This is a genomic window from Arthrobacter sp. Y3221114, from assembly GCF_059092625.1.
On record NZ_JBNHHW010000002.1, the window covers coordinates 141,546 to 163,348 of the forward strand.

The 21,803-nt window shown below is 67.4% G+C and carries 22 protein-coding genes, 1 tRNA gene and 1 riboswitch; of the genes, 8 read left to right on the top strand and 15 right to left on the bottom strand.

The genetic code is table 11. From position 1 onward, the window contains the following. Positions 1-48: 48 nt before the first annotated feature. Genes AC5RV3_RS04685 through AC5RV3_RS04695 form a run of 3 tightly spaced genes read right to left on the bottom strand, consistent with a single transcriptional unit; the run spans position 49 to position 2,989 of the window. Positions 49-846 (bottom strand): energy-coupling factor transporter transmembrane component T family protein, encoded by a 798-nt coding sequence (locus AC5RV3_RS04685; RefSeq protein WP_494121129.1) that lies wholly within the window; start codon positions 844-846, stop codon positions 49-51. Further along, positions 843-2,360 carry an ABC transporter ATP-binding protein gene (locus AC5RV3_RS04690; protein WP_494121130.1) on the bottom strand — a complete coding sequence of 506 codons (1,518 nt, stop codon included), beginning with the start codon at positions 2,358-2,360 and terminating at the stop codon, positions 843-845. The genes AC5RV3_RS04685 and AC5RV3_RS04690 overlap by 4 nt, the downstream gene beginning before the upstream one ends. Before the next feature lie 8 nt (positions 2,361-2,368). Then, entirely contained in the window at positions 2,369-2,989 is a 621-nt protein-coding gene (locus AC5RV3_RS04695) for an ECF transporter S component (RefSeq protein WP_494121131.1), read from the bottom strand. Positions 2,990-3,032: 43 nt separating this feature from the next. Further along, positions 3,033-3,166, bottom strand: a riboswitch (TPP riboswitch). 170 nt (positions 3,167-3,336) lie between these two features. Between AC5RV3_RS04695 and AC5RV3_RS04700 the strand changes: the two genes are divergently transcribed. Beyond that, entirely contained in the window at positions 3,337-3,597 is a 261-nt protein-coding gene (locus AC5RV3_RS04700) for a DUF4235 domain-containing protein (protein WP_494112847.1), read from the top strand. Between the two features lie 112 nt (positions 3,598-3,709). Here the strand turns inward: AC5RV3_RS04700 and mnhG are convergent, their stop codons facing one another. The 6 genes from mnhG to AC5RV3_RS04730 are packed head-to-tail and all read right to left on the bottom strand — an operon-like array spanning position 3,710 to position 10,153. Beyond that, positions 3,710-4,234, bottom strand: coding sequence for a monovalent cation/H(+) antiporter subunit G (gene mnhG, locus AC5RV3_RS04705; protein WP_494121132.1), 525 nt, complete (start codon positions 4,232-4,234; stop codon positions 3,710-3,712). After that, positions 4,224-4,508 carry an MrpF/PhaF family protein gene (locus AC5RV3_RS04710; protein WP_494121133.1) on the bottom strand — a complete coding sequence of 95 codons (285 nt, stop codon included), beginning with the start codon at positions 4,506-4,508 and terminating at the stop codon, positions 4,224-4,226. Before AC5RV3_RS04710 ends, mnhG begins: the two co-directional genes overlap by 11 nt. Next, the gene (locus AC5RV3_RS04715) at positions 4,505-5,065 is read right to left on the bottom strand and encodes a Na+/H+ antiporter subunit E (RefSeq protein WP_494121134.1); all 561 of its coding nucleotides are present in this window, start codon (positions 5,063-5,065) and stop codon (positions 4,505-4,507) included. The genes AC5RV3_RS04710 and AC5RV3_RS04715 overlap by 4 nt, the downstream gene beginning before the upstream one ends. After that, complete coding sequence (locus AC5RV3_RS04720) at positions 5,062-6,684, bottom strand: Na+/H+ antiporter subunit D (RefSeq protein ID WP_494121135.1); 1,623 nt, start codon at positions 6,682-6,684, stop codon at positions 5,062-5,064. The genes AC5RV3_RS04715 and AC5RV3_RS04720 overlap by 4 nt, the downstream gene beginning before the upstream one ends. Then, positions 6,681-7,154 carry a Na(+)/H(+) antiporter subunit C gene (locus AC5RV3_RS04725; RefSeq protein WP_494121136.1) on the bottom strand — a complete coding sequence of 158 codons (474 nt, stop codon included), beginning with the start codon at positions 7,152-7,154 and terminating at the stop codon, positions 6,681-6,683. The genes AC5RV3_RS04720 and AC5RV3_RS04725 overlap by 4 nt, the downstream gene beginning before the upstream one ends. Further along, positions 7,151-10,153, bottom strand: a complete 3,003-nt coding sequence (locus AC5RV3_RS04730; protein WP_494121137.1) for a Na+/H+ antiporter subunit A — start codon at positions 10,151-10,153, stop codon at positions 7,151-7,153. The genes AC5RV3_RS04725 and AC5RV3_RS04730 overlap by 4 nt, the downstream gene beginning before the upstream one ends. A 217-nt stretch (positions 10,154-10,370) precedes the next feature. Between AC5RV3_RS04730 and AC5RV3_RS04735 the strand changes: the two genes are divergently transcribed. Then, a complete protein-coding gene (locus tag AC5RV3_RS04735) occupies positions 10,371-11,759 on the top strand; it encodes an MFS transporter (RefSeq protein ID WP_494121138.1) in 1,389 nt (462 codons plus the stop codon). Between the two features lie 23 nt (positions 11,760-11,782). Here the strand turns inward: AC5RV3_RS04735 and dcd are convergent, their stop codons facing one another. The 4 genes from dcd to AC5RV3_RS04755 form a co-directional block, all read right to left on the bottom strand. Then, positions 11,783-12,364 carry a dCTP deaminase gene (gene dcd / locus AC5RV3_RS04740; RefSeq protein ID WP_494121139.1) on the bottom strand — a complete coding sequence of 194 codons (582 nt, stop codon included), beginning with the start codon at positions 12,362-12,364 and terminating at the stop codon, positions 11,783-11,785. Positions 12,365-12,563: 199 nt separating this feature from the next. Continuing rightward, positions 12,564-13,421 (bottom strand): tryptophan 2,3-dioxygenase, encoded by an 858-nt coding sequence (locus AC5RV3_RS04745; RefSeq protein WP_494121140.1) that lies wholly within the window; start codon positions 13,419-13,421, stop codon positions 12,564-12,566. 94 nt (positions 13,422-13,515) lie between these two features. Beyond that, on the bottom strand, positions 13,516-14,133 hold the full coding sequence (locus tag AC5RV3_RS04750; protein ID WP_494121141.1) for a DinB family protein: 618 nt from the start codon (positions 14,131-14,133) through the stop codon (positions 13,516-13,518). Between the two features lie 51 nt (positions 14,134-14,184). After that, entirely contained in the window at positions 14,185-15,000 is an 816-nt protein-coding gene (locus tag AC5RV3_RS04755) for a DUF1684 domain-containing protein (protein WP_494121142.1), read from the bottom strand. Between the two features lie 219 nt (positions 15,001-15,219). On the opposite strand from AC5RV3_RS04755, the gene AC5RV3_RS04760 reads away from it, so the two are divergent. From AC5RV3_RS04760 to AC5RV3_RS04780, 5 genes are all read left to right on the top strand, one after another. After that, the gene (locus AC5RV3_RS04760; protein ID WP_494121143.1) at positions 15,220-16,539 is read left to right on the top strand and encodes an extracellular solute-binding protein; all 1,320 of its coding nucleotides are present in this window, start codon (positions 15,220-15,222) and stop codon (positions 16,537-16,539) included. 23 nt (positions 16,540-16,562) lie between these two features. Further along, on the top strand, positions 16,563-17,513 hold the full coding sequence (locus AC5RV3_RS04765; RefSeq protein WP_494121499.1) for a carbohydrate ABC transporter permease: 951 nt from the start codon (positions 16,563-16,565) through the stop codon (positions 17,511-17,513). After that, on the top strand, positions 17,513-18,355 hold the full coding sequence (locus AC5RV3_RS04770) for a carbohydrate ABC transporter permease (protein WP_493989601.1): 843 nt from the start codon (positions 17,513-17,515) through the stop codon (positions 18,353-18,355). Before AC5RV3_RS04765 ends, AC5RV3_RS04770 begins: the two co-directional genes overlap by 1 nt. 24 nt (positions 18,356-18,379) lie before the next feature. Further along, on the top strand, positions 18,380-19,675 hold the full coding sequence (locus AC5RV3_RS04775; RefSeq protein WP_494121144.1) for an ABC transporter ATP-binding protein: 1,296 nt from the start codon (positions 18,380-18,382) through the stop codon (positions 19,673-19,675). A 46-nt stretch (positions 19,676-19,721) separates the two neighbouring features. Continuing rightward, positions 19,722-19,795: transfer RNA gene (locus tag AC5RV3_RS04780), tRNA-Gly, on the top strand. A gap of 71 nt (positions 19,796-19,866) precedes the next feature. Here AC5RV3_RS04780 and AC5RV3_RS04785 read toward each other — a convergent pair. Next, complete coding sequence (locus AC5RV3_RS04785) at positions 19,867-20,745, bottom strand: hypothetical protein (RefSeq protein ID WP_494121145.1); 879 nt, start codon at positions 20,743-20,745, stop codon at positions 19,867-19,869. A gap of 138 nt (positions 20,746-20,883) precedes the next feature. Between AC5RV3_RS04785 and panD the strand changes: the two genes are divergently transcribed. Beyond that, the gene (gene panD, locus AC5RV3_RS04790; RefSeq protein ID WP_494107479.1) at positions 20,884-21,300 is read left to right on the top strand and encodes an aspartate 1-decarboxylase; all 417 of its coding nucleotides are present in this window, start codon (positions 20,884-20,886) and stop codon (positions 21,298-21,300) included. Between the two features lie 9 nt (positions 21,301-21,309). Here panD and AC5RV3_RS04795 read toward each other — a convergent pair whose 3' ends face one another. Then, positions 21,310-21,789 (bottom strand): nucleoside deaminase, encoded by a 480-nt coding sequence (locus AC5RV3_RS04795; protein WP_494112832.1) that lies wholly within the window; start codon positions 21,787-21,789, stop codon positions 21,310-21,312. Between the last annotated feature and the right edge of the window lie 14 nt (positions 21,790-21,803).

The following is a 21,803-nucleotide window of genomic DNA, read 5'->3' on the forward strand; positions in this document are numbered from 1 at the left end:
GGCGGACCCCGGCTTTCATGGGACGGCCGGGGCCCGCCGGGCCCCGGTTCACACGAAGATGAAGTTCCAGGTCCCGGCGGCCACGGCGGCGGCGGCTGCCGCTCCGGCAATGACCGCGCCACCCAGCAACACCCAAACATCCACCACGCTGTAGGTGGATTCCCGCGCCCAGGTCCTGGGCCCGGCGCCGAAGCCGCGGGCCTCCATGGCGACGGCCAGCCGGGTGGCACGGCGGATGGCCTGCACGATCAGGCCGAACGCCTGGCCTACGAACGCACCAGCCTTGGCCAGCGGCCGGTTCTCCGCTCCGACACCGCGGGCGCGGCGCGCCAAACCGAGAATCCGCCATTCCTCTACGAGCAGCCCCACCAACCGCATGGCGGCCAGCGCTCCCAGCACGAAGCGGTGGGGCAGCTTCAGCTTCTGCGCCAGGGCGTCCGCCAGATCCGTGGGGTCGGTCGTCAGGAGCAGGAAAATGCCCGGCAGCGCCACGGCGAGCGAACGCAGGCCGATGGCAACGCCTCCGGCCACCGAGTCCTCGGTGAAGATCAGCGGACCGAACTGGAACAGCACGGCCCCGGTCTTCTCGGCCAGCAAGGCCGTTGCCCAGGCCCCGACGGCAGCCGCCGCCAGCAGCGGCCAGCCGCGCTTGAGCAGCACCCACGGCTTGACGCCCAGCACGGGCATCAGCAACAGTTCGGCGGCCAGCACCACGGAGGCGCTGACCCAGTCCACACTGAGCATGACCACCACGGTGATCAGGGTGGCGGCTGCCAGCTTTGATACCGGGTTGGCGCGGCCGAACGGGGAGGCTGCCAGCCGGGGGGTCAGCAGGTCCATGTTCATGCTGCCCTCCGAAGCGGCTGGGCCGGGCGCACGCCGCCGTCTGCCACCCGTATGCCGGCACCGCCGAGCGCCGCGGTGAAATCGGCGTCGTGCGTCACCGAGACCACGCTCCTGCCATCGGCCACCAGCTCGGCCAGCAGCGTGACCAGCTCGGCCCAGGTGTTGGCGTCCTGTCCGAAGGTCGGCTCGTCCAGCACCAGGATGTCCGGGCTGGTGGCCAGCATGGTGGCAACCGAGAGCCTGCGTTTCTCGCCGCCGGAGAGGGTGAACGGGTTGGCCTGCAGCAGGCGGGTCAGCCGGAGCCGCTCGGCGATCGTGTCCACCCGCTGCCGGACCGTCGCCTCGGGCAGTTTGGCCACGCGGCGCGGGCCAAACTCAAGTTCGTCAAGCACCGTGCCGGTGAGGAACTGGTGTTCCGGTTCCTGGAAGACGCTGCCGATCCGGGTCACCAGCTGCGCGGACTTCCACTTTGCCGGTGACAGGCCGGCGCCGCGGTGCAAGGCCGGTGTCGCCGACAGCTCCCCTCCTGCGGGCGGCACCAGGCCGGCGAGGGTGAGTGCCAGCGTGGATTTGCCGGCGCCGTTCGCGCCGGTGATGCTGAGCGCCTGCCCGGCCAACAGGTCCAGGTCCACCCCGCACAGCACCGGTGCGGCCCTCCGGTTACGCGACACGTCCAGCGCCGCCGCCCGCAGCAACGGCCCGCCCGGGGACGGCGCCGGGGGCAGGTCCAGCCCCGGGGTGTGTCCGGGAACCCAGACGCCGGCGTCGATCAACCGGGCGCGGGTGGCGCTCTCGGCGAGCACGGTGCCCGGCGGCCCGTCGGCCAGCACGCCGCCGCCGGCCGCGAGGACGATCACTCGGTCCACCACGTCCGCCCAGACAGCCACCCGGTGCTCGACCACCACCAGGGTGGCGCCGGTGCGGTCCAGCACCCGGGCCACGGCGTCGCGTACTTCCTGCACGCCGTCCGGGTCCAGGTTCGCGGTCGGCTCGTCCAGCAGCAGCAGCCCCGGCCGCATGGCCAGGACGGAGGCCAGCGCAAGCCGCTGCTTCTGGCCCCCGGACAGCGCCGAGGTGGGGTGATCCAGCGGTACCGTCAGGCCGACATCGGCCAGGGAATCGCGGACCCTGTCCCAGATCTGCGTGCGCGGCAGCGACAGGTTCTCCGCTCCGAACGCCACCTCGTCGCCCACCCGGGCCAGCACCAGCTGGCTCTCCGGATCCTGCAGCACAAGGCCGGCCCGGCCGCGGGCCTCGGAGGGACGGACACCCGCCACGGTGAGCCGGCCGGTCTCCTCGCCCTCGCCCTCGTCGCCGAGGACGCCGGCCAGGGCGTGCAGCAGCGTGGACTTGCCGGCCCCGGAGGCGCCCAGCAACAGTACCCGTTCCTCCGGGGCGATGCTGAAACTGGCCCCGCGCACCGCCGGATCCTTGCGGCCGGCATGCCGCCAGCCCCACCCCTCGGCGTGGACCGGCACGGGCCCGGGCACCGCCGTCGTACTCTGCTCTCCCATGGACCGGCTCAGACGTCGGCCGAGCGTCCCGCGGCGAAGGAGGACAGCACGCCCGTCTTCGCCAGGCCCCTGACCGCCAGCCACGGCAGCAGCCCGGCAATCACGACGCCGGACACGGCGGCGAAGCCCACGTAGGCCAGCTGCCACTCGGCGGCCCAGAGCATGTTGTAGAGGATGTTCTCGCTGATGGACAGTGCCAGGCCTGCGCCCAGGCCGGCCAGCAGCGCCACGCCGAGGTTGAACTTGCGGTACAGGAAGAGCAGGAAGACGACCTCGGCCCCCAGTCCCTGGATCAGGCCGGAGACCAGGACAGTCATCCCGAAGCTCGTGCCCAACAGCGCGGAAACAATGGCGGCCAGCATCTCGCAGTAGAGGGCCGCGCCGGGCTTGCGGATGATCAGCCCGCCCAGCACGCCGGCCATCAGCCAACCGCCGGTGTACAGTCCGGCGGACGGCGGGAAGGCAAGGGTCAGGCCCTCGATCAGCGGCCAGCCCGCCGACCAGGCCCAGAAGATGACGCCGACGGCCACGGCGACCACCGAGGCCACGACAATGTCCACCACCCGCCAGCCGTACCGCGGCTTCCGGGCAGGGGTGGGCGTGGCGGGTGCATTCGAAACGGTACTCATTGGGATCCTCCTGGTTGCAGGAGGGGAGGGCGGCCATGCGGCGCGCCCCGAGAACTCGACTCCCTTCGCCGGTACTAACCGGAGCAGGTTCGAGGGTCTGCGGTTCATCCGCACTCTCAGCGTCCCTCCCGGTCTCCGGTGTGAACCGGCCGGTCGGACGCTCCCCTGTCGTCATAGGTGCTGTCTAGCAGCACGCACCAGTCTACACTCGCCCGCAGCGGCGGGCGATTCGGGCTTCAGACCCTTGGAAAACGCACGACGGCTTACGGCCCGGGCGGGTGCCGGGCAGTAGGCTGGGAACCGGAACAGCAGTTGAGACGGGGCCCCGGCCCCGGAAGGGAGCGGGCATGAACATTGTGTTGAGGCTCTTGGGCACACTGGTGAGTATCGGCGCGGGCCTGGCAGCCAGCCAGCTGCTGGGGTTTGTCTGGAAGATGGTCACCGGAAAAGATGCGCCGAAGAGCGACGACGACCTGGAGAACAGCCTGCGGGCGGCGGTCGCCTTCGCCGTGGTGTCCGGCACCGTGGCGCGCGTGATCCAGGTGCTGACCAAGCGCGCCACCGCCAAGGCGGTCATCCGCTACGACAAGACGCGGGAAATGGTCTAAGCGGCTCCTTGAGGGGGCCCGATGGGGGACGGGACCGCGGTCCCGTCCCCCATCGCGCTTCTGTTCCGGTCCGCAGGAACCCGCCACCGGACCGGTTTCTTTTGTCCGCGGGTTATTTCTTGTCCGCCGGCCCGGCGTTGTCCTCATCGTTCCGCGCCGGACCAGCCGCAGCCGCCGCGGTGGGCCGCTCCCCCGGCCGCCCGGCGTCCTGGCCGCCGGCTGCGACACCGCTGCCGGCGTCGCTGCTGGAAGGCGCGACGTCGTCGGATGCCGCCGCGGAATCTTCCTCGGCCGCTGCCTCCACCACCGCGTCGAGATCGTCCACGCTGAGGATTTCCTTGCGCAGGTGTTTGGTGCGGTATCCGGCCCGGCCCACCATGTGGGCGGAAACCGGCACGGTGAGCAACTGGAACAGCCAGGCTATGAGGAGCAAGGGCACAGCCGCCCAGCTGCGCAGCTGCAATCCCAGTCCCGTCAGCAGCAGCAGCAGGCCGAACACCTGCGGTTTCGTGGCGGCGTGCATCCGGGAAAGCAGGTCCGGGAACCGCAGCAGGCCGATGGCCGCGGCCAGGGACATCGTCGCGCCGGCGATCAGGCAGACGGCGGTCGCGATGTCGAGTATCAGGTCAGTGTTCACGGGGCCGCCCGTCCGTCACAAAACGGGCCACCGCGACCGAGCCGATGAAACCGACAACGCAGATGACAACGACCAGCGTCAGGTTGTTCAGGTGGCCGCCGGCGGCCATGTCCACGATGAGTCCGGCGCAGACAATCGCCAGCAACACATCAATGGCCAGCAGCCGGTCCAGCAGCGAGGGTCCGCGGGCGAGGCGGATCAGCGACAGTACCGCGGCCACGCCCAGCACTGCGCTCACGACGACTTGGGCAACCGGAATGACGCCCCCGTTCACACTGCACCTCCCCTGCCGCTACCTTCGGCCTTGACCATTGCCAGTTCTTCCTTCGTGCCCATCATCCGGATCAGGCCCGCCTCGATCCGCCGCACGTCTGCCCGGAAACGTTCTGCGGCGTCCTCGGTGGCCACGTCGATCACGTGCAGGTAAAGGGTGGACGTCGAGCGGTCCACATCCACCACGAAGCTGCCGGGGATCAGCGAAATGGCATGCCCGGTGGCAGTCACCAGCAGGTCGGAATGGCTTCGCAGCCGGACCGCCACCACCGCGTTGCGCAGCGTCGGACCGCGGGTCAGGGCCAGCCACAGGACTTCGACGCTCGCCACCGCCACCTGCCACACGAACGTGACGGCGAAGACCAGCGCCGCCAGCGGATTAAAGCGTCCGCTGAGTTCGACCGGCGGCAGGTAGAACAGGTTCACGATGACCAGCGCGATCAGCAGGCCGAAAATCAGGTTGCCGGGGCTGAAATCCTGCCACAGGGAACCCCAGAGGATGACCAGCCAAGCCAGCAGCGGCAGCTCGACCCAGATGGAGATGCGCGGTTTCCTCATTGGCCACCCTCCTGCAGGGCACCCTCACCCAGGACGGCCTCGATGTACGGGGTGCGCTGCAACATCTCCCGCGCCGCCTGGTCGCTGAGCTCGAACAGGGGCCCGGCGAACAGCGTCAGGGCAAGGCCCATCGCCACCAGCCCGACCGTCGGCCAGACCATGGGCAACGGCAGCAGTTGAACGATGCCCCGTCCGGTGAACCGTCCGTGCGGGTGGTCCTCCACATGGCGGGTGGTCCGCACGGCCGATCCGTCAGGCTTGGTGGCGACCAGGACCGGGTCCGGGTGCTCGGCATCCTCGGGGCGCCGCCAGAACACGCGGTTCCAGACCCGCGCCATGGCCAGCAGGGTCAGCAGCGACGTGACCATGCTGCCCGCCACCAGCACCCAGGCGATCGGGGTGCCCAGCTCCACGCCGCCCTGCACGAGGCCGATCTTGCCTAGGAAACCGGAGAACGGCGGGATGCCGGCCAGGTTCATGGCCGGCACGAAGAACAGGATGGCCAGCAGCGGCGACAGCTTGGCCATGCCGCCCAGCCGGTCCATGTTCGTGGTCCCGCCGCGGCGTTCAATCAGGCCGGCCACCAGGAACAGGCTGGTCTGCACCGTAATATGGTGCGCCACGTAATAGACCGCCGCGCCGAGGCCCACCACCGAAGACATGGCCAGGCCAAAGACCATGTAGCCGATGTGGCTGACCAGGGTGAAGGAGAGCATGCGCTTGATGTCGATCTGTGCCACGGCCCCCAGGATGCCTACCACCATGGTCAGTACCGCCACGACCATCAGGAACGTGTTGAGCCGGTCGCCCGGGAACAGCAGCGTCTCGGTGCGGATGATGGCATAGACGCCGACCTTGGTGAGCAGGCCGGCAAACACCGCGGTGACCGGCGCCGGCGCCGTCGGATACGAGTCGGGCAGCCAGAAGGACAGCGGGAAGACCGCCGCCTTGATGCCGAAGGCCACCAGCAGCATCAGATGCAGCGTCATCTGCGTTGCCGGATCCAGTTCGCCGAGCTTGATCGCCAGGTCGGCCATGTTGATGGTCCCGGTGGCCGCGTAGATCATCGCGATGGAAACCAGGAACAGGACCGAGGAAATGACGCTGACGACGACGTAGGTGACCCCGGCACGGATCCGCGGGCTGGTGCCGCCAAGAGTCATCAGCACGTAACTGGCCGTGAGCAGCATTTCGAAGCCGACATACAGGTTGAACAAGTCGCCGGTCAGGAACGCGTTGGAAACCCCTGCCACCAAGATCAGGTACGTCGGGTGGAAGATCGAGACAGGGCCTTCTTCGTCGCCGTCCGTCATGCCCTGGCCCGAGGCATACAGCAGCACCGCCAGGCTGACGGCCGAGGAGACCACCAACATCAGTGCGGACAGCTCATCCACCACCAGGGTGATGCCAAAGGGAGGAAGCCAGCCGCCGAGGTTCACTGCCTGCGCCCCGTTGGTCCATGCCGAGGCCAGCATCACGGCCTCCAATGCCAGCGTGACCGTGAGCGTGATGGCACCGGTCCGGCGCTGCGCGTTGGGGTGGCGGATCAGCACGAACGCCAGGGCAGCACCCAGCAGCGGCAGGACTACTGCCAGCGGCGCGATGGTGGCGGCGTTCACTGCTTTCTCTCCATCCGGGACCTGGTGGTGGCTGGCGTTTCTTCGGCTTCGTCCGGCGGGACGAACTCCGTGGTCTCGGCCGGGATCTCCGCGTCGTCCTCGGCATCGAAAGTGGGCTGGTTGGCCACCCGGCGGTCCTCGATATCGTCCTGGACCTCGTCTTGCCGTCCCAGCACCCAGGAGCGGTAGATGATGGCCAGCATGAAAGCGGTGACGGCGAAGGAAATCACGATGGAGGTAAGGATTAACGCCTGCGGCAACGGATCGCTGTAGGCGTCCGCGGGGATGTCGCTGCCGAAGATGGGCGCCAGGCCCGCGGGCCCGCCGGTGGTGAGCAGGAGCAGGTTGGCACCGTTGGTGATGAGCATCAGGCCGAGCATCACCCTGGTCAGGCTGCGTTCGAGGATCAGGTAGACGCCCACCGCGAACAGTACGCCCATCACGAGGAGCAGCGTCAGGTTAACAGTCACCGGGACACCTCCTCCTCGATCGCTTCGGGTACTTGCAGTTCGGCACTCTTGCGGCGGCCGTGTGTACGTTCCTCGGTGCGTTCGTCGATCTCGGCGCCGAAGCTGCGCAGCACGTCGAGCACCAGTCCCACCACCACCAGGTAGACCCCGATGTCGAAGATCGTCGACGTGACGAACTTGTGTTCGCCGAAGACCGGGAGGCTGAACTCAAGGATCGCGCTCTGGAAGACCTGGCCGCCCAGGAAGATCGGGACGACGGCGGTCAGCGCCGCGGCGCCAAGCCCCAGGCCGAGCAACAGGCCCGCACTGATGGGCGTGGCTTCCGCCAGCTCGATCCGTCCGCCGGCCAAATAGCGGACGGTCAGGGCAATACCGGCCAGCAGGCCGCCCGCGAATCCGCCGCCGGGGAGGTTGTGGCCGGTCAACAGCAGGTAGACCGAGAAGATCATCACCGAGTGGAAGAGCAGGCGGGTGATCACCTCGAAGATGATGGAGCGGCGTTCCGGCGCGAGGGTACGGCCGGCCACCAGCCAGGCGTCGCGCGGCACGACGGCGAACTTGCGGGCGGTCGCCAGGGCTGCTGCCTCGCGGTCCGAATGGGCCACCGTCTCGTAGCCGCGCCCCACCGATCCGCTGGCCACGGCGTCCACGGGCTCCGGACGCTTCTCCCCGCGGCTCCGGATGAAGATCAGGCTGGCCACGCCGGTAGCTGCCACTGCCAGCACGGAAATCTCGCCGAATGTGTCCCAGGCCCGGATGTCCACGAGGATGACGTTGACGATGTTCTCGCCGCCGCCGCCCTCGTAGGCCAACTGCGGCAAGGCCAGGGACACCGGAGCTGCCGTACGTGCCGCCATCGCCGTCATCGCGATCACAATCATCGTGAGGCCGAAGGCGGCACCGATGATGGCGCGCAACAGTTTGAACCGTCCGGGTGTGCGCAGCCACAGCCGGGCCGGCAGCGAACGAAGGGCCAGCACGATGGCCACCAGGGAGATGGTTTCCACCAGCAGTTGGGTCAGGGCGAGGTCCGGCGCCCCCTGCATGGCGAAGATAAAGGCCAGCCCGTAGCCGGCCACCGACACCATGAGCACCGCCATGAAACGCTTGTTCGCGCGGATGGCGCCCAACGCGCCTGCCGCCACGATCAGCCCGGCGATGGCCTGCGCCGGGGTATCGAACCACACCAGGCTCTCCGGCAGCGGGGCATCCATCAGTACGATGGCGCTCAACGGAGTCACGATGGCAACGATCAGGATCACGCACAGGTAGAAGACCAACGAGCCCCGCTGGGTCCGTCCGGTGACCCAGATGGCCACCTCGTCCAGCACGCCGATGATGCCGCGGTAGATCCGGTCGGCGTCCGGAATGAACCGGATCCGGGCCTGGAAGGCGGCAATAGGGGTGCGCAGCAGGAACAGCGCGACGCCGGCGGCGATGGTGATGACGGTCAGGCCGAGAGCCGGCGTGAATCCGTGCCACAGCGCCAGGTGTGTGGCTGCGGTGTCCAGCGTGAACAGGCCGGCATAGGGCGTGACGGCGGCTTCGACCGGAGCGGGCCAGAGCCCGAACAACACGGTGGCCACGGCCAGCACGGCCGGTGCCGCCAGGAAGGCCCACGGAACGGGCTTGAATTCGATGGCCGCGCGGCCGGGTTTGGGCGCGAATCCGCCCCAGATAAAGCGGGCGCTGTAGGCGAAGGTCAGGACGGATCCGGCCACCACGCCGGCCAGGAGCAGGCCTCCCACCCAGCCGGAGACTTCGGCGCGGTGGATGAAGGCTTCGTAGACCGACTCCTTGGCGACGAAACCCAGCAACGGCGGCAGGCCGGCCATGGACGCGGCACCGATCAGGGCGACCGCGAACAGTTTCGGGGCCTTGCGGTACAGGTGCGACAGTTCGCGGATGTCACGCGTTCCGGCCTGGTGGTCGATGATGCCCACCACCAGGAACAGGGTCGCCTTGAAGAAACCGTGGGCCAGCAGCAGGCCCATCCCGGCCAGCGCGGCTTCCTGCGAGCCGAGCCCGACCACCAGGGTCAGGAACCCCAGTTGGCTGACCGTGCCGTAGGCCAGGATCAACTTCAGGTCATTCTGGCGCATGGCCTGCCAGCCGCCCACCAGCATGGTCAGCAGCCCGAGCCCCAGCACGACGCCGTGCCAGTAGTCGGTACTGGAGAATCCGGGCGACAGCCGCGCTACGAGGTAGATGCCGGCCTTCACCATGGCGGCGGCATGCAGGTAGGCGCTGACCGGAGTCGGTGCCGCCATGGCCGCCGGGAGCCAGAAGTGTAAGGGCACCAACGCGGACTTGCTGATGGCCCCGATGAGTACCAGCAGAATGGCTATGTCGATGATCTGCCCGTGGGCCATCAGCGTTCCGGCTGCTGCGAGGATCTCGGAGATCCGGTAGGTGCCGGCCGTTTGACCGAGCATCAGCAGGCCAACCAGCATGGTCAATCCGCCGAAGGTGGTGACCATCAGGGCCTGCAACGCGGACCGGCGCGCGGAGAGGCGGTGCCTGGCGTACCCGATCAGCAGGTAGGACAGGACGGTGGTGAGTTCCCAGAAGATGTAGAGCAGGATCAGGTCGTCGGCGGTGACCAGGCCGAACATGGCGCCGCTGAAGGCCAGCAATTGCGCGCCGAAAGGACCGATGTCCGGATCGTCAGCCTTGAAGTAGCGGGCGCAGTAGAACAGCACCAAGGCGCCGACGCCCAGGATCAGGATGCACAGCACCGCCGCGAGGGTGTCCATCCGAAAGGCCAGTTCCAGCTGCAGGCCCGGGACCCAGGCGAAGACCTCCGACGGCGGGGCGTTGGGAGCGCCGTCGAGCGCTTTCTGGTTCGCGCCGGTGTAGTTGTCGAACGTGGCGATCAGCCAGACGAATCCGGCGGCGGGAACCGCGGCCAGGATATAGAACGTTGACCGTCCGAGTTTCCGGAAAATTAAGGGCGCTATAAAGGCCACCGCAAAAAGCAGGGTGAGCACAATCAGCACGGGATACTCCGGAACTTCCTTCAGGTTTACCAAGGATTAGACGGACATGGCCAAGGTCCATTCTACCCATGGCATAGACGGTGCGGCGCCCGCGGAGGGTCACAAACAGCCGTCGGGAACCCCACGGCAAGCGCGCAATCTGCTTGTTCGCCAAAGATTCACGCGGCTCCCGGCGCTGCTCAGAGTTCGCAGCCGGCGAAACGGATAGCATCGCGGTATGACTGAGTCGGCCGGCATTCCGGCAACCCAAGATGCGGGCGGCAAAACGGGCGGCGCGGCCGCGGAGCGGTTGAATAGAAAGCACGTCCTGGCCTGGGCCTCTTGGGACTGGGGCTCGGCGGCCTTCAACGCGGTCATGACAACGTTTGTGTTCACCGTCTACCTGACCAGCGATGCGTTCGGCGGCGAAGCGTTCGCGTCCGAAATCCTCGGTTACGGCCTGGCCATCGCCGGGCTGGCCATCGCCCTGCTGGCCCCGGTCACCGGGCAACGTTCCGACACCGGGGGCCGCCGCAGGCTTTGGCTCGGGCTCAACAGCGTGGCTGTCGCAGTATTAACCGGCCTGTGCTTCTTCGTCTTCCCCTCCCCCGGCTTCCTCTTCCTGGGCGTGGGACTCATCGCGCTTGCCAACATCTTTTTCGAGTTTGCGAATGTGAACTACTACGCGATGCTCACCCAGATCTCCACGCCGTCGACCATCGGCAAGGTCAGCGGCTTCGGCTGGGCCATGGGTTACGTCGGCGGAGTCGTGGCGCTTGCCCTGGTGCTGGTCGGGTTCGTCCTGCCGGAAACCGGCTGGTTCGGGGCGACTGCGGAGAACGGGCTGAACATCCGCCTGGTGGCGGTGTTCTGCGCCGTGTGGTTCATGGCCTTCGCGCTGCCGGTACTTTTCGCCGTCCCGGAGATCCCGCGCCAGCCTGCGGCCGCGTCGCTCAGTTTCTTTGCGTCCTACGGGCTGCTCTTCCGCCGCATCAAGGCAATCTTCACCTCCAGCCCGCACACAATCTTTTTCCTGATCGCCAGCGCCATCTTCCGCGACGGACTCGCGGCGGTGTTTACCTTTGGCGGGGTGATCGCCGCGGGCACCTTCGGTTTCTCGCTCAGCCAGGTGATCGTCTTCGCCATCGCCGGAAACGTTGTCGCCGCGATCGGAGCCGTGGCCGGCGGGGTGCTGGACGACCGCATCGGCCCGAAGAACGTCATTGTGGGGGCGCTGATCGGGCTCATCGTCGCCGCCGTCGCCATTTTCGCGTTGGGCCCGGGGAACCACGTGTTCTTGGGCAACGCGTGGTCCGGTGATACCACGTTCTGGGTCTTCGGCCTGCTGCTGTGCCTGTTCGTTGGGCCGGCCCAATCGTCGTCGCGCGCCTACTTGGCCCGGCTGGCACCGCGCGGCGAGGAGGGCGAGTTCTTCGGCCTCTACGCCACCACCGGGCGCGCCGTCAGCTTCCTGGCCCCGTCCCTGTTTGCCCTGTCCATCACCGTCTTCGGCGAACAGCGTCACGGCATCCTGGGCATCCTGGTGGTGCTGCTGGCCGGCCTGCTGGCACTGCTGCCGGTCAAGACGCCGGCCCGGATCCAGCGCGCCAGCACGCCCAGCGCCTGAGCCGCCCGGCCGGCCGGCCCGGATCAGCGTTCGATGACCGTGCGGTGGAAGTTCTGGTAGCTGCGCGAAGCCGTGGGGCCGCGCTGGCCCTGGTAACGGTTGCCGTATTCGCCGGAACCGTACGGATGCTGTGCCGGCGAGGACAACCGGAAGAAGCACAGCTGGCCGATCTTGGATCCCGGCCAGAGCATGATCGGCAGCGTCGCCATGTTGGAGAGCTCCAGCGTCACGTGCCCGGAGAAACCGGGATCGATAAACCCTGCCGTCGAGTGGGTCAGCAGGCCCAGCCGGCCCAGCGAGGACTTGCCCTCCAGCCGGGCGGCTATGTCATCGGGCAGCGTCACCGTCTCGTAGGTGGAGCCGAGCACGAATTCGCCGGGATGCAGGACGAACGGTTCCTCCGGGTCCACCTCCACCAGCCGGGTCAGCTCCGGCTGCTCCAGCTCCGGGTCAATGTGGGCGTACTTGTGGTTGTCGAACAGCCGGAAGAACCGGTCAAGCCGCACGTCGACGCTTGAGGGCTGGATCATGTCCGGTTGGAACGGATCCAGGACGATGCGTTGGGAGTCCAGTTCGGCACGAATATCGCGGTCGGAGATCAGCACACTTCAAAAATACACGGGACCGGCCCCTCCCCTGACGCATGACGCGGCCGCCCCCCGGGCTTTCGCGCCTGGCCTCTGTCCCGATCGGTGTGGGGGTGCGACCATTGAACCAGGCGGGCCGCAGCACCTCGTTGGCGGCCACCGGGCCGCTGTCGGCGGGGGAACGAACGGCCTCCGCCGGCAGCTTTAAAGCCGCCGGTCAGGCCTTGCCGATTTCCGTGCGCACCGCGTACAGCTCGGGGAAGAAGGTGAGCTCCAGCGCCCGGCGAAGGAAGCCGGCGCCGGAGGATCCGCCGGTGCCATGCTTCATCCCGATGGTCCGCTCCACCGTCTTCAGGTGCCGGAAGCGCCAGAGCTGGAAGTTGTCCTCCAGGTCCACCAGTTCTTCGCAGGCCTCGTAGACGTCCCAGTTCGCGCCGGCGTTCTCGTAGACGGCCTTGAAGGTCCCCACCAGCTCCGGGTTGAACTCGTGCGCCTCGGTCACGTCGCGGTCCAGCAGTTCCGCCGGAACCGGGTAGCCGTGCCGGTGCAGGTAGGCCAGGAATTCGTCGTACACGCTGCTTTGTTCCAGCAGCTCGCCGAGCATGGCCTGGGCGGCGGGATCGTCCGCAAAGACGGCCAGCATGCCCCTGTTCTTGTTGCCCAGCAGGAACTCCACGGCCCGGTACTGGTAGGACTGGAAGCCCGACGCCGATCCTAAATCGCCGCGGAATTCGGCGTATTCGGACGGCGTCAGCGTGGCCAGCACCGACCATTGCTCGGTCAGCGAGCGCTGGATGTGCTTAATCCGGGCGATGCCTTTCATGGCGAACCGCAGGTCGTCGTCGCGCAGCTTCTGCCGTACGGTGCGCAGCTCGTGCAGCACCAGCTTCAACCACAGCTCGGACGTCTGGTGCTGAATGATGAACAGCATCTCGTCGTGGTGCTCCGGGCTGCTGACCGGGTGCTGGGCAGAGAGCAACTGGTCCAAGGACAGATAGGAGCCGTAACTCATCTTGTCCGAGAAATCGGTCTCGATGTCTTCCTCGAGACGTCGGGTGTTCTTGTCTACGGTCATGGCGGCTTCCGTCGGTTCTCCTGCCTCGTTGCAGGCCTGCTACCAGCCTACGGCCCCGACGCCGCGAATGCCTCCGCCGCCGCGATGGGCGCCGTCAGCCACGGACCGAGGAGTCCCACCGCCACTTCTGTCCGCGGGTTTCGGGCGTCCTGCCGCTGGCGCTGAGCAGATCCTGCCAGGGATCGTCCGTGCGCCGAGCCGCCGGAAAGATGCGGTTCAGTACCCGCCCTATGACAGCTTCGTCGGGCCGGTATCCGACCCCGTGGACAGCCAGGATGTCGAATCCATGCAGCACGGCTTCGGCGATGCCCATCGCCGCGAAACCCGAGGCGTCCGAGGTCCCGGCCGGATGGTAGCCGCGGTGGGTGCCGGGGGCGGTGGCGGTCACCGCGTACAGCAATCCAGCGGCGGCATCGAAACAACTCGCGATGCCGGCCGTTCCCGTGGAAGGGTCGGGCCAGAACAGGATTGGCGGCCCGCCCGGGCGCCACGGCGGCGGGTCCAGCAGCACCACGTAGCCGTCCTGCGGCGGTTTCCGGCCTGACAGCTGCAGGGCGTAGAACGCGAAGTCGTCCATGACGTGGGCCGCCGTCTCGCGGCAGCTCCACTCCAACTCCAGCGCGGGCTTGTCCCAGGCATCGTCGGGGAGCTCCGCCAAGCGGCTGGTGAGGTCATCGGTGATGGTGCGGAAGTCTTCCGCCGTTGGTTCCATCCGATGATCCTGCCGTAGACCTGCCGCCGGCGCCACCATTCCCAGCGAATGTCAGCTCACGCGGCGCTCCCCGGCTTCCACCGGTGCCGCGATGATGTTGCCCTCCACCGGCATCGGGCAGATGCCGAAGTCGGTGAAGGCGCTGGGAAAGTTGGTGGCCCGGTTGAAATCGATCAGTACCGTGCCGTCGGGCCCGGGACGGCGGGTCACCACGGAACGCCAGCCGGCGGTGCTGTCTCCGTTGGTTTCGTCGTGGAAGTTCAACGACAAGGCGCCCAGTTTCTCCGGTTCCGCCACCAAGGTGTGGACGGTGCCGCCCAATTCGAAGCTGACCGTCCCGACCGCGGTGGCGATCCCTCCCACGTCCGGGTTTGACGTGGCAATCTGCAGTGTGACGGGTTCCGGATACGCTTCGAACCGGCCGGCCACCACCAGGTCCGGGTTGTAATCGAACACCGGGACCCCGTCGAAGTCCTGCCGGTTGGGCGAGTCATTGTCCCGGGTCCGGACCGCGTACCGGTCGCCGCGGACGGCCAATTCGACGGCGATGCTGCCGCGGCGCACCCAGAGCAGCGATTCCTCATTTCCCAAGGTTGCCGTCAAGGTGCCTATTGCCGGCTCCCCGCTTTCTGCCCAGTACAAGCCATCGTCGGCGGTCGCCGTCAACGAGGCGTGGCCGCCGCCGGATGCCGGTCCGTTGGCGCTCCACAGGCCGGTGACCTGTTCCAGCCGCGCCGGTTCGGCCGGCAGCCACTGCAGCGAGGTGAGCGTGAGCCAGCCGTGCTCCGCCGCCAGCGCCTGGTTGCGGTTGTCCCTGAACCGGAGCCAGCTTTCCCGCCTGCGGGTCTCGTCACGTGGATTGGTCATGCTCGCCTTCCCTCGATCATCGCCGGGCAATTGCCGGGCGGTACGGGCACAACGTGCCGCCCGCCGCGCGGTATTCCCCGTGCCGGCAGGCTCCTTGTCATTGCGACCATGGCGCATTCGCCTGCATGCGAATACGCTCTATTTCACAAGGCTGCGTGGCACAAAGCGCAACGGAAGCCGGGCGGCCAGTGCGTCTACCAGATTGGGAGGCTCATGCCGATGCCCAGAGACGGAAACCGGCGGTTCCGCCGGCGCGCGACGGCCCGCCTGGGGGCAGCAGTGACGCTGGCACTGGGCGCTACACTGCTGGCCGGCTGCGGCTCCGGGGAGGGGCCTCCCACGCTGACCTGGTATATCAATCCCGACGACGGCGGGCAGGCTGCCATCGCGCAGCTGTGCACCGAGCAGGCGGGCGGCGAGTACCGAATCGAAACCTCGCTGCTGCCCAATGAAGCCGCGTCGCAGCGCGAGCAGCTGGCCCGGCGCCTGGCGGCCGGCGATGCGTCGCTGGACATCATGAGCCTGGACCCGCCGTTCATCCCGGAGCTGGCCGAACCAGGATTCCTGGCTCCGGTCCCGGACGACGTGGCCCAGCGCACCACGCAGAATGTCGTGGAGGGCGCGCTCGCGGGGGCAACGTGGAAAGACCGGCTGGTCGCCGTCCCGTTCTGGGCCAACACGCAGCTGCTGTGGTACCGGAAGTCCGTGGCCGAGGCAGCGGGCCTGGACATGACGCAGCCGGTCACCTGGCAGCAGCTGATGGATGCCGCGGCCGAGCAGGAGAAGTTTTTGGGCGTCCAGGGCCAGCGCGGAGAGTCCATGACCGTCTGGCTGAACGCGTTGGTCGAATCGGCCGGCGGCCAAATCCTGGAGAACCCCGAGGCGAACGCGGACCAGATTCAACTGGGCCTGGCCAGCGAGGCCGGTACGGAGGCGGCAGAGGTCATTTCCACCATCGGCAGGGAGGGACTGGGCGGCCCTGGCCTGCCGACCCAGGACGAAAACAATTCCATGATCCTGTTCCAGGGCGACGAGGGCTCGTTCATGGTCAACTGGCCGTTCGTCTGGCCGGCGACGAACACCGCCGCTGAAGACGGCACGGTGGATGCCTCGCTGATCGAGGACATCGGCTGGACGCTCTACCCGCAGATGAACGAAACCGACCCCACCGCTCCGCCCCTCGGCGGCATCAACCTGGGCGTCGGGGCGGCCAGCGAACACCCGGATTTGGCCTACGCGGCCATTGAATGCATCGTCGCCACGGAGAACCAAGCCGAGTACTTCATCACCAACGGCAATCCGCCCTCGAACACCGAGGCCTACGAGGATCCGCGGATCGAGGAAGCCTTCCCGATGGCCGACGCCATCCGGGAGTCGCTGGAGATGTCCGCACCGCGGCCGCAAACCGTGTTCTACAACGAAGTGTCCACCAGCCTGCAGCAGAACTTCGCCCCGCCGTCCCAAGTGGATCCGGCCACCACGCCGCAGGAGACTTCCGACTTCATCGTCTCCGTCTTACGGGGGGAGAACCTGCTGTGAGCACCTCGACCGAAATTCCAACCCTGCCGAACGGCCGGACGGGACGGGCCGGCCGGCGCCGGGCGGTCCAGCAGTACAGCGACCGGGCCAAGGCGGAGCGGCGGCTCGGCTGGCTGCTGGCCGGGCCGGCGTTCTTCCTCATGCTGGCCGTGACGGCCTACCCGATCCTGCAGGCGCTGTTCGACTCGCTCTTCAGCTACCGGCTCACCGCGCCCGACGAACGCGAGTTCCTCGGGCTGGGCAACTACGCGGTGATCCTCACCGATATCGTGTGGTGGCGGGACCTCGGTGTGACGCTGCTGATCACTGTGGTGACCGTCGTCGTCGAACTCATTCTGGGCTTCGCCCTGGCGTTGGTCATGCACAAGGCGCTCAAGGCGGTGCGCGGCTGGCTGCGGACCGCGATCCTGGTCCCGTACGGGATTATCACCGTGGTCTCCGCGTTTGCCTGGTTCTACATGTTCGACATCAACTCCGGCTTCGTGAATGCCTGGTTCAACTGGGTGCCCGGGATCGATGAGGACCTCAACTGGTTCGCCGGCACCTGGACCTCGCTGTCCGTGATCATGGCCAGCGAAATCTGGAAGACCACCCCGTTCATCTCGCTGCTGCTGCTGGCCGGCCTCGCCCAGGTCCCCGACGAATTGACCGAGGCGGCCGAGGTTGACGGCGCTACCTGGTGGCAGCGGATGCGCCGGGTGGTCCTGCCGAACATGAAGGCCGCGATCATGGTGGCCGTGCTCTTCCGGGCGCTTGACGCGTTCCGCATCTTCGACAACGTGTTCATCATGACCAACGGTGCGTTCAACACCGAGGTGCTCTCGCTGCTGGCCTACCGCACGTCCATCGGGCGGCTGGAGATCGGGCTTGGCTCGGCCGTTTCCGTGCTGCTCTTCGTGTGCGTACTGCTGATCTGTTTCATTGCCGTCAAGCTGTTCAAGGTCGACCTTGCCGGCCAGAGAGGAGGCAAGTGATGCGGGCTTTGCGGACCAAGGAGCGGGTTACGTGGACCATCATCTCCGTGCTGGTGGTGCTGTATGCCCTGTTCCCGGTGGCCTCCATCCTGGCCACATCGTTCAAGCTGCCCAGTGACCTGACGTCCGGCAAGTTCCTCCCCGGCACGTGGACGGGCGCCAATTACGAGCAGATCCTGGTCGGCTCGGCGCAGGGGCTGTTCCTCAGCTCCCTGTGGAATTCGATCGGCATCGCGCTGATCGCGACTTTCATCGCCGTCGTGTTGGCCACGCTGTGCGCCTACGCGATTGCACGGCTGGATTTCCCCGGCAAGAAGGTCATCCTGACCACCGCGCTGGCAGTGTCCATCTTCCCGGTCATCTCCATCGTCACCCCGCTGTTCAACGTCTGGCGGACCATCGGCCTCTATGACACCTGGCCTGGGCTGATCATTCCCTACCTCTCCCTGACCCTGCCCATCTCCATCTGGACCCTGGCCGCCTTTTTCCGCCAGATCCCGTGGGAACTGGAACAGGCCGCGCAGGTTGACGGGGCCACCACCTGGCAAGCATTCCGCAAGGCCATCGTGCCGCTGGCCGCACCGGGTGTCTTCACGACGGCGATCATCGCCTTCTTCATCGCGTGGAACGACTTCGTCTACGGCATCTCGCTGACGTCCACCGAAGCGGCGCGGCCGGTTCCCGCGGCACTGGCGTTTTTCACCGGCGCCTCCCAGTTCGAGTCCCCCGTCGGGGCGATCTCGGCGGCGGCCATCATCGTCACCATCCCCATTGTGCTGCTGGTCCTGCTGTTCCAGCGCCAAATCGTCTCCGGCCTGACCCAAGGCGCCGTCAAGGGCTAAGCCCGCGGCAGGAAAGGACCTCCCATGGCATCGATCACGCTGCAGAACCTCGTCAAGGAATACGGCGACGGCTTCGCCGCCGTTAACGACGTCAGCATCGACATCGCCGACGGCGAATTCATCATCCTCGTGGGCCCGTCCGGCTGCGGCAAGTCGACCCTGCTGCGCATGATCGTGGGGCTCGAGGACATCACCTCCGGCGACCTGTTAATCGACGGCGAGCGGGTCAACGAGAAGGCCCCCCGGGACCGGAACCTGGCCATGGTGTTCCAGAATTATGCCCTCTACCCGCACCTGACAGTGTTCGAGAACATCGCGTTCCCGCTGCGCCTGGCCAAGGGTAAGTTCACCGAGGACGACATCCGGAAGCGCGTCACCGGTGCCGCGAAGACCTTGGAACTGACCGACCATCTGGAGCGCAAGCCGGGAAACCTGTCCGGCGGCCAGCGGCAGCGCGTTGCCATGGGCCGGGCTATCGTGCGCCAGGCCGATGCCTTCCTCTTCGACGAGCCGCTGTCCAACCTGGACGCGAAGCTGCGGGGCCAGATGCGTTCCGAGATCTCGCAGATGCAGCGGCGGCTGGGAGTCACCAGCGTCTACGTCACGCACGACCAGACCGAGGCGATGACCCTTGGCGACCGGGTGGCGGTGCTGAAAAAGGGCTTGCTGCAGCAGATCGCTTCCCCACGGGAACTCTACGAGCAGCCCGTCAACCTCTTCGTGGCAGGCTTCATCGGATCGCCGTCCATGAACTTCCTGCCGGCCACCCTGGAGGGCAGCGTCCTGAAGACGCCGATCGGCGACATCCCCGTGGCCGGTGACAGGGCCAGGGCGGCCGAAGGCAGGAGGGTCGTGCTCGCGGGTCTTCGGCCCGAGTTCTTTGAGGACGCCTCGCTGGTGGAAGAACACAAGAAGGACCAGGGATCCACGTTCATGGCCGAACTGACCCACACCGAGTGGCTGGGGAACGAGCAGTACGGCTACATCAACTTCGACCCGGATCCCGCCGTGCGGGAGCTGCTGAATTCGCTGGCCAGCGACATGGACGCCGAGGAACTGCGGCCGCAGATCGTGGTCACGCTGGATGCCGCCAGCCGGATTCGCGGCGGACGCTCCGCCGAACTCTGGCTGGACACGCGGAAGATGCATCTGTTCGACCCCGAGACCGGTGAGAACCTGACCCGTGATGCCTCGGCCGGCGCGGCTCTGACGGAGGAGGCCAACCGTGCCCGGGCAGAGGAAATTGCCGAAGCCCGCGAACGTGAAGCCTCCGCGGCCGGCCAGCCGGCCGAATTCCGGACAGCCGCCGAACTGGGGTAAACTCGGTTTCGTTGTTGACGGATCCGGCTTCCACGGCGGATCCTGTGCGGGCGTAGCTCAATGGTAGAGCGCTAGCTTCCCAAGCTCGATACGCGGGTTCGATTCCCGTCGCCCGCTCCACTCGCACTGCGCACCCCGGCCCTCGGACCGGGGTGCCTTTCTTTGCCTTTGCCTGCAGGAAGCGGCCGCAGCTACTCGTCGTCGTCCGGCACGAAGCCCGCACGGTCGATGGCCCGGTGATAGCGCATGCCCGCGGCGCCGCCCAAAAGCGATCCGGCGAGGCTCGCCAGCAGCACTACAGCCAAGGCAATCAGGCCCGGCATCGCCAGCTGCTCGACGGGGCGGTCGATCACCGGCGCCGGTCCCGTCAGCATGCCAAGTCCGCCGACCGACAGCCCGGCCACCGCCGCGATGACCGCCACCACCAGGCCCCATAGCCACACCGCGAAGCCCTGCCGGACGCCGTCAAACCGTGCCATCCGTCCCGCCACGTAGCCCCCGCAGAAATAGGCGATCAGGATGATGGCCCCCAGCGCCGCCCCGGCGATCCCGGCGGCCTGCCCGCCGCCGGCGGTGATGCTGTCCAGCAAGCCGCGCACTTCCGTATTGTTGGCGACGCCGATAGCCGCGGCAACGCCGGTGGCGACCGCCGTGAGCAACACGATCATGGCGGTGGCGGTCAGCCAGCCGAAAAACGCGGACCCCAGCCGCAGCCCGCCGTAGGCATGGTGCTGCCGCTGGTACAGCAATTCCTCGTCGAGGGTTGCTTCTGGGCGGTAGGCGCTGGTGTCCCGGTAGCTCCGCTCGGCGTAGATGCCATCATCCGGGCTGCCGCCGACGGCATCCGGGTCCATGTCGTCCGCCGTGGCTTGGCGGCCGAACACGGCCGTTTCCGGCTGGTCGCTGCGCGTGCGGTCCTGGCTTGCCACCGGCATCGCCTCGGTCGGCAGAGGTTCCGCCGGCGCGGGCTCCGTTCCAACGTCCCGCGGTTCCCGGGCAGTTGCCGGAACATCGCCTCCCGGCCGCACGCCGCCGTCGTCGCGCCTGCTGCTGCCGATTTCCGAACTCATCGCATGCCTCCTGCTTCGATCGCTCTCGCTCAGCAGGTTGTTGCCCCCTGTGGCTCCACCCTAGACCTGCACCCGCCGGCGGACCAGATCGGGAACCCCTTTCATGGGCGGCCGGGGTGGAGACTAAACTGGTAGGCGATGATGCGCAAAATGTTCAAGTCCAAAATCCACCGCGCGACGGTCACGCATGCGGATCTGCATTACGTCGGGTCCGTGACCGTGGACCTCGACCTGCTGGACGCCGCCGACATCCTCCCCGGCGAGCTGGTTTCCATTGTGGACGTCACGAACGGCGCCCGGCTGGAGACGTACGCCATCGCCGGCGAACGCGGCTCAGGCGTGCTTGGCATCAACGGTGCGGCCGCGCACCTGATGCACGAAGGCGATCTCGTCATCCTGATCACCTACGCCGACATGACCGATGACGAGGCCAGGTCCTTCGTGCCGTCCGTGGTGCATGTAGACGCGGGCAACAGGATCGTAGAGCTGGGCTCGGATCCGGCGGAGTCCGTGGACGACGGGCTGATGCGCCCGCCGTTCGCGGTTCAGCAGTAGTCCCCGAGCTCAGCGCCGGTGGAACTGCCGGTGCAGCTCGCGGACCTCGTCCGCAAGCTCGTCGGACGGCCCGCCGACCGGGATTCCCGGTGCCACCACATGAATCGGCAACGCGGCCACTGGGGCCGGCGCTATGCCCCACCCCGCCAGCCACCGGCCCAGCTGATCCGATGACACAGCGTAGATAATCCGTCCCAGGCCCACCCACGCGTGCGCTGCCGAACACATCGGACAGTGCTCGCCCGAGGTGTAGACGGTCGCCGCGCGGCGTTCCTCGGGTGGGAGGTTCCGCGCGGCCCAACGGGCGATCTCGAACTCCGGATGCCGGGTATGGTCGCCGTCCTTGACCCGGTTGCGGTCCTCGAACAGCACGTCGCCGCCGGCATCGACCAGCACCGAGCCGAACGGCTCATCGCCGTCGTCCAACGCTTCGCGGGCCAGTTCGACGCAGCGCCGCAAATGCCTAAGGTCCTCCGCTGCCGGTTCCATGAGCCGATTATGGC

Bases quoted from the DNA above. Each gene is read 5' to 3' on its own strand.
- AC5RV3_RS04700 (WP_494112847.1), top strand. From the start codon at position 3,337: ATGAACATTGTGTTGAGGCTCTTGGGCACACTGGTGAGTATCGGCGCG.
- AC5RV3_RS04745 (WP_494121140.1), bottom strand. From the start codon at position 13,421: ATGACCGTAGACAAGAACACCCGACGTCTCGAGGAAGACATCGAGACC.
- AC5RV3_RS04770 (WP_493989601.1), top strand. From the start codon at position 17,513: ATGCGGGCTTTGCGGACCAAGGAGCGGGTTACGTGGACCATCATCTCC.
- AC5RV3_RS04715 (WP_494121134.1), bottom strand. From the start codon at position 5,065: ATGAGGAAACCGCGCATCTCCATCTGGGTCGAGCTGCCGCTGCTGGCT.
- AC5RV3_RS04685 (WP_494121129.1), bottom strand. From the start codon at position 846: ATGAACATGGACCTGCTGACCCCCCGGCTGGCAGCCTCCCCGTTCGGC.
- AC5RV3_RS04695 (WP_494121131.1), bottom strand. From the start codon at position 2,989: ATGAGTACCGTTTCGAATGCACCCGCCACGCCCACCCCTGCCCGGAAG.
- AC5RV3_RS04775 (WP_494121144.1), top strand. From the start codon at position 18,380: ATGGCATCGATCACGCTGCAGAACCTCGTCAAGGAATACGGCGACGGC.
- AC5RV3_RS04750 (WP_494121141.1), bottom strand. From the start codon at position 14,133: ATGGAACCAACGGCGGAAGACTTCCGCACCATCACCGATGACCTCACC.
- AC5RV3_RS04785 (WP_494121145.1), bottom strand. From the start codon at position 20,745: ATGAGTTCGGAAATCGGCAGCAGCAGGCGCGACGACGGCGGCGTGCGG.
- AC5RV3_RS04755 (WP_494121142.1), bottom strand. From the start codon at position 15,000: ATGACCAATCCACGTGACGAGACCCGCAGGCGGGAAAGCTGGCTCCGG.
- panD (WP_494107479.1), top strand. From the start codon at position 20,884: ATGATGCGCAAAATGTTCAAGTCCAAAATCCACCGCGCGACGGTCACG.
- AC5RV3_RS04690 (WP_494121130.1), bottom strand. From the start codon at position 2,360: ATGGGAGAGCAGAGTACGACGGCGGTGCCCGGGCCCGTGCCGGTCCAC.
- AC5RV3_RS04795 (WP_494112832.1), bottom strand. From the start codon at position 21,789: ATGGAACCGGCAGCGGAGGACCTTAGGCATTTGCGGCGCTGCGTCGAA.
- AC5RV3_RS04735 (WP_494121138.1), top strand. From the start codon at position 10,371: ATGACTGAGTCGGCCGGCATTCCGGCAACCCAAGATGCGGGCGGCAAA.
- AC5RV3_RS04760 (WP_494121143.1), top strand. From the start codon at position 15,220: ATGCCCAGAGACGGAAACCGGCGGTTCCGCCGGCGCGCGACGGCCCGC.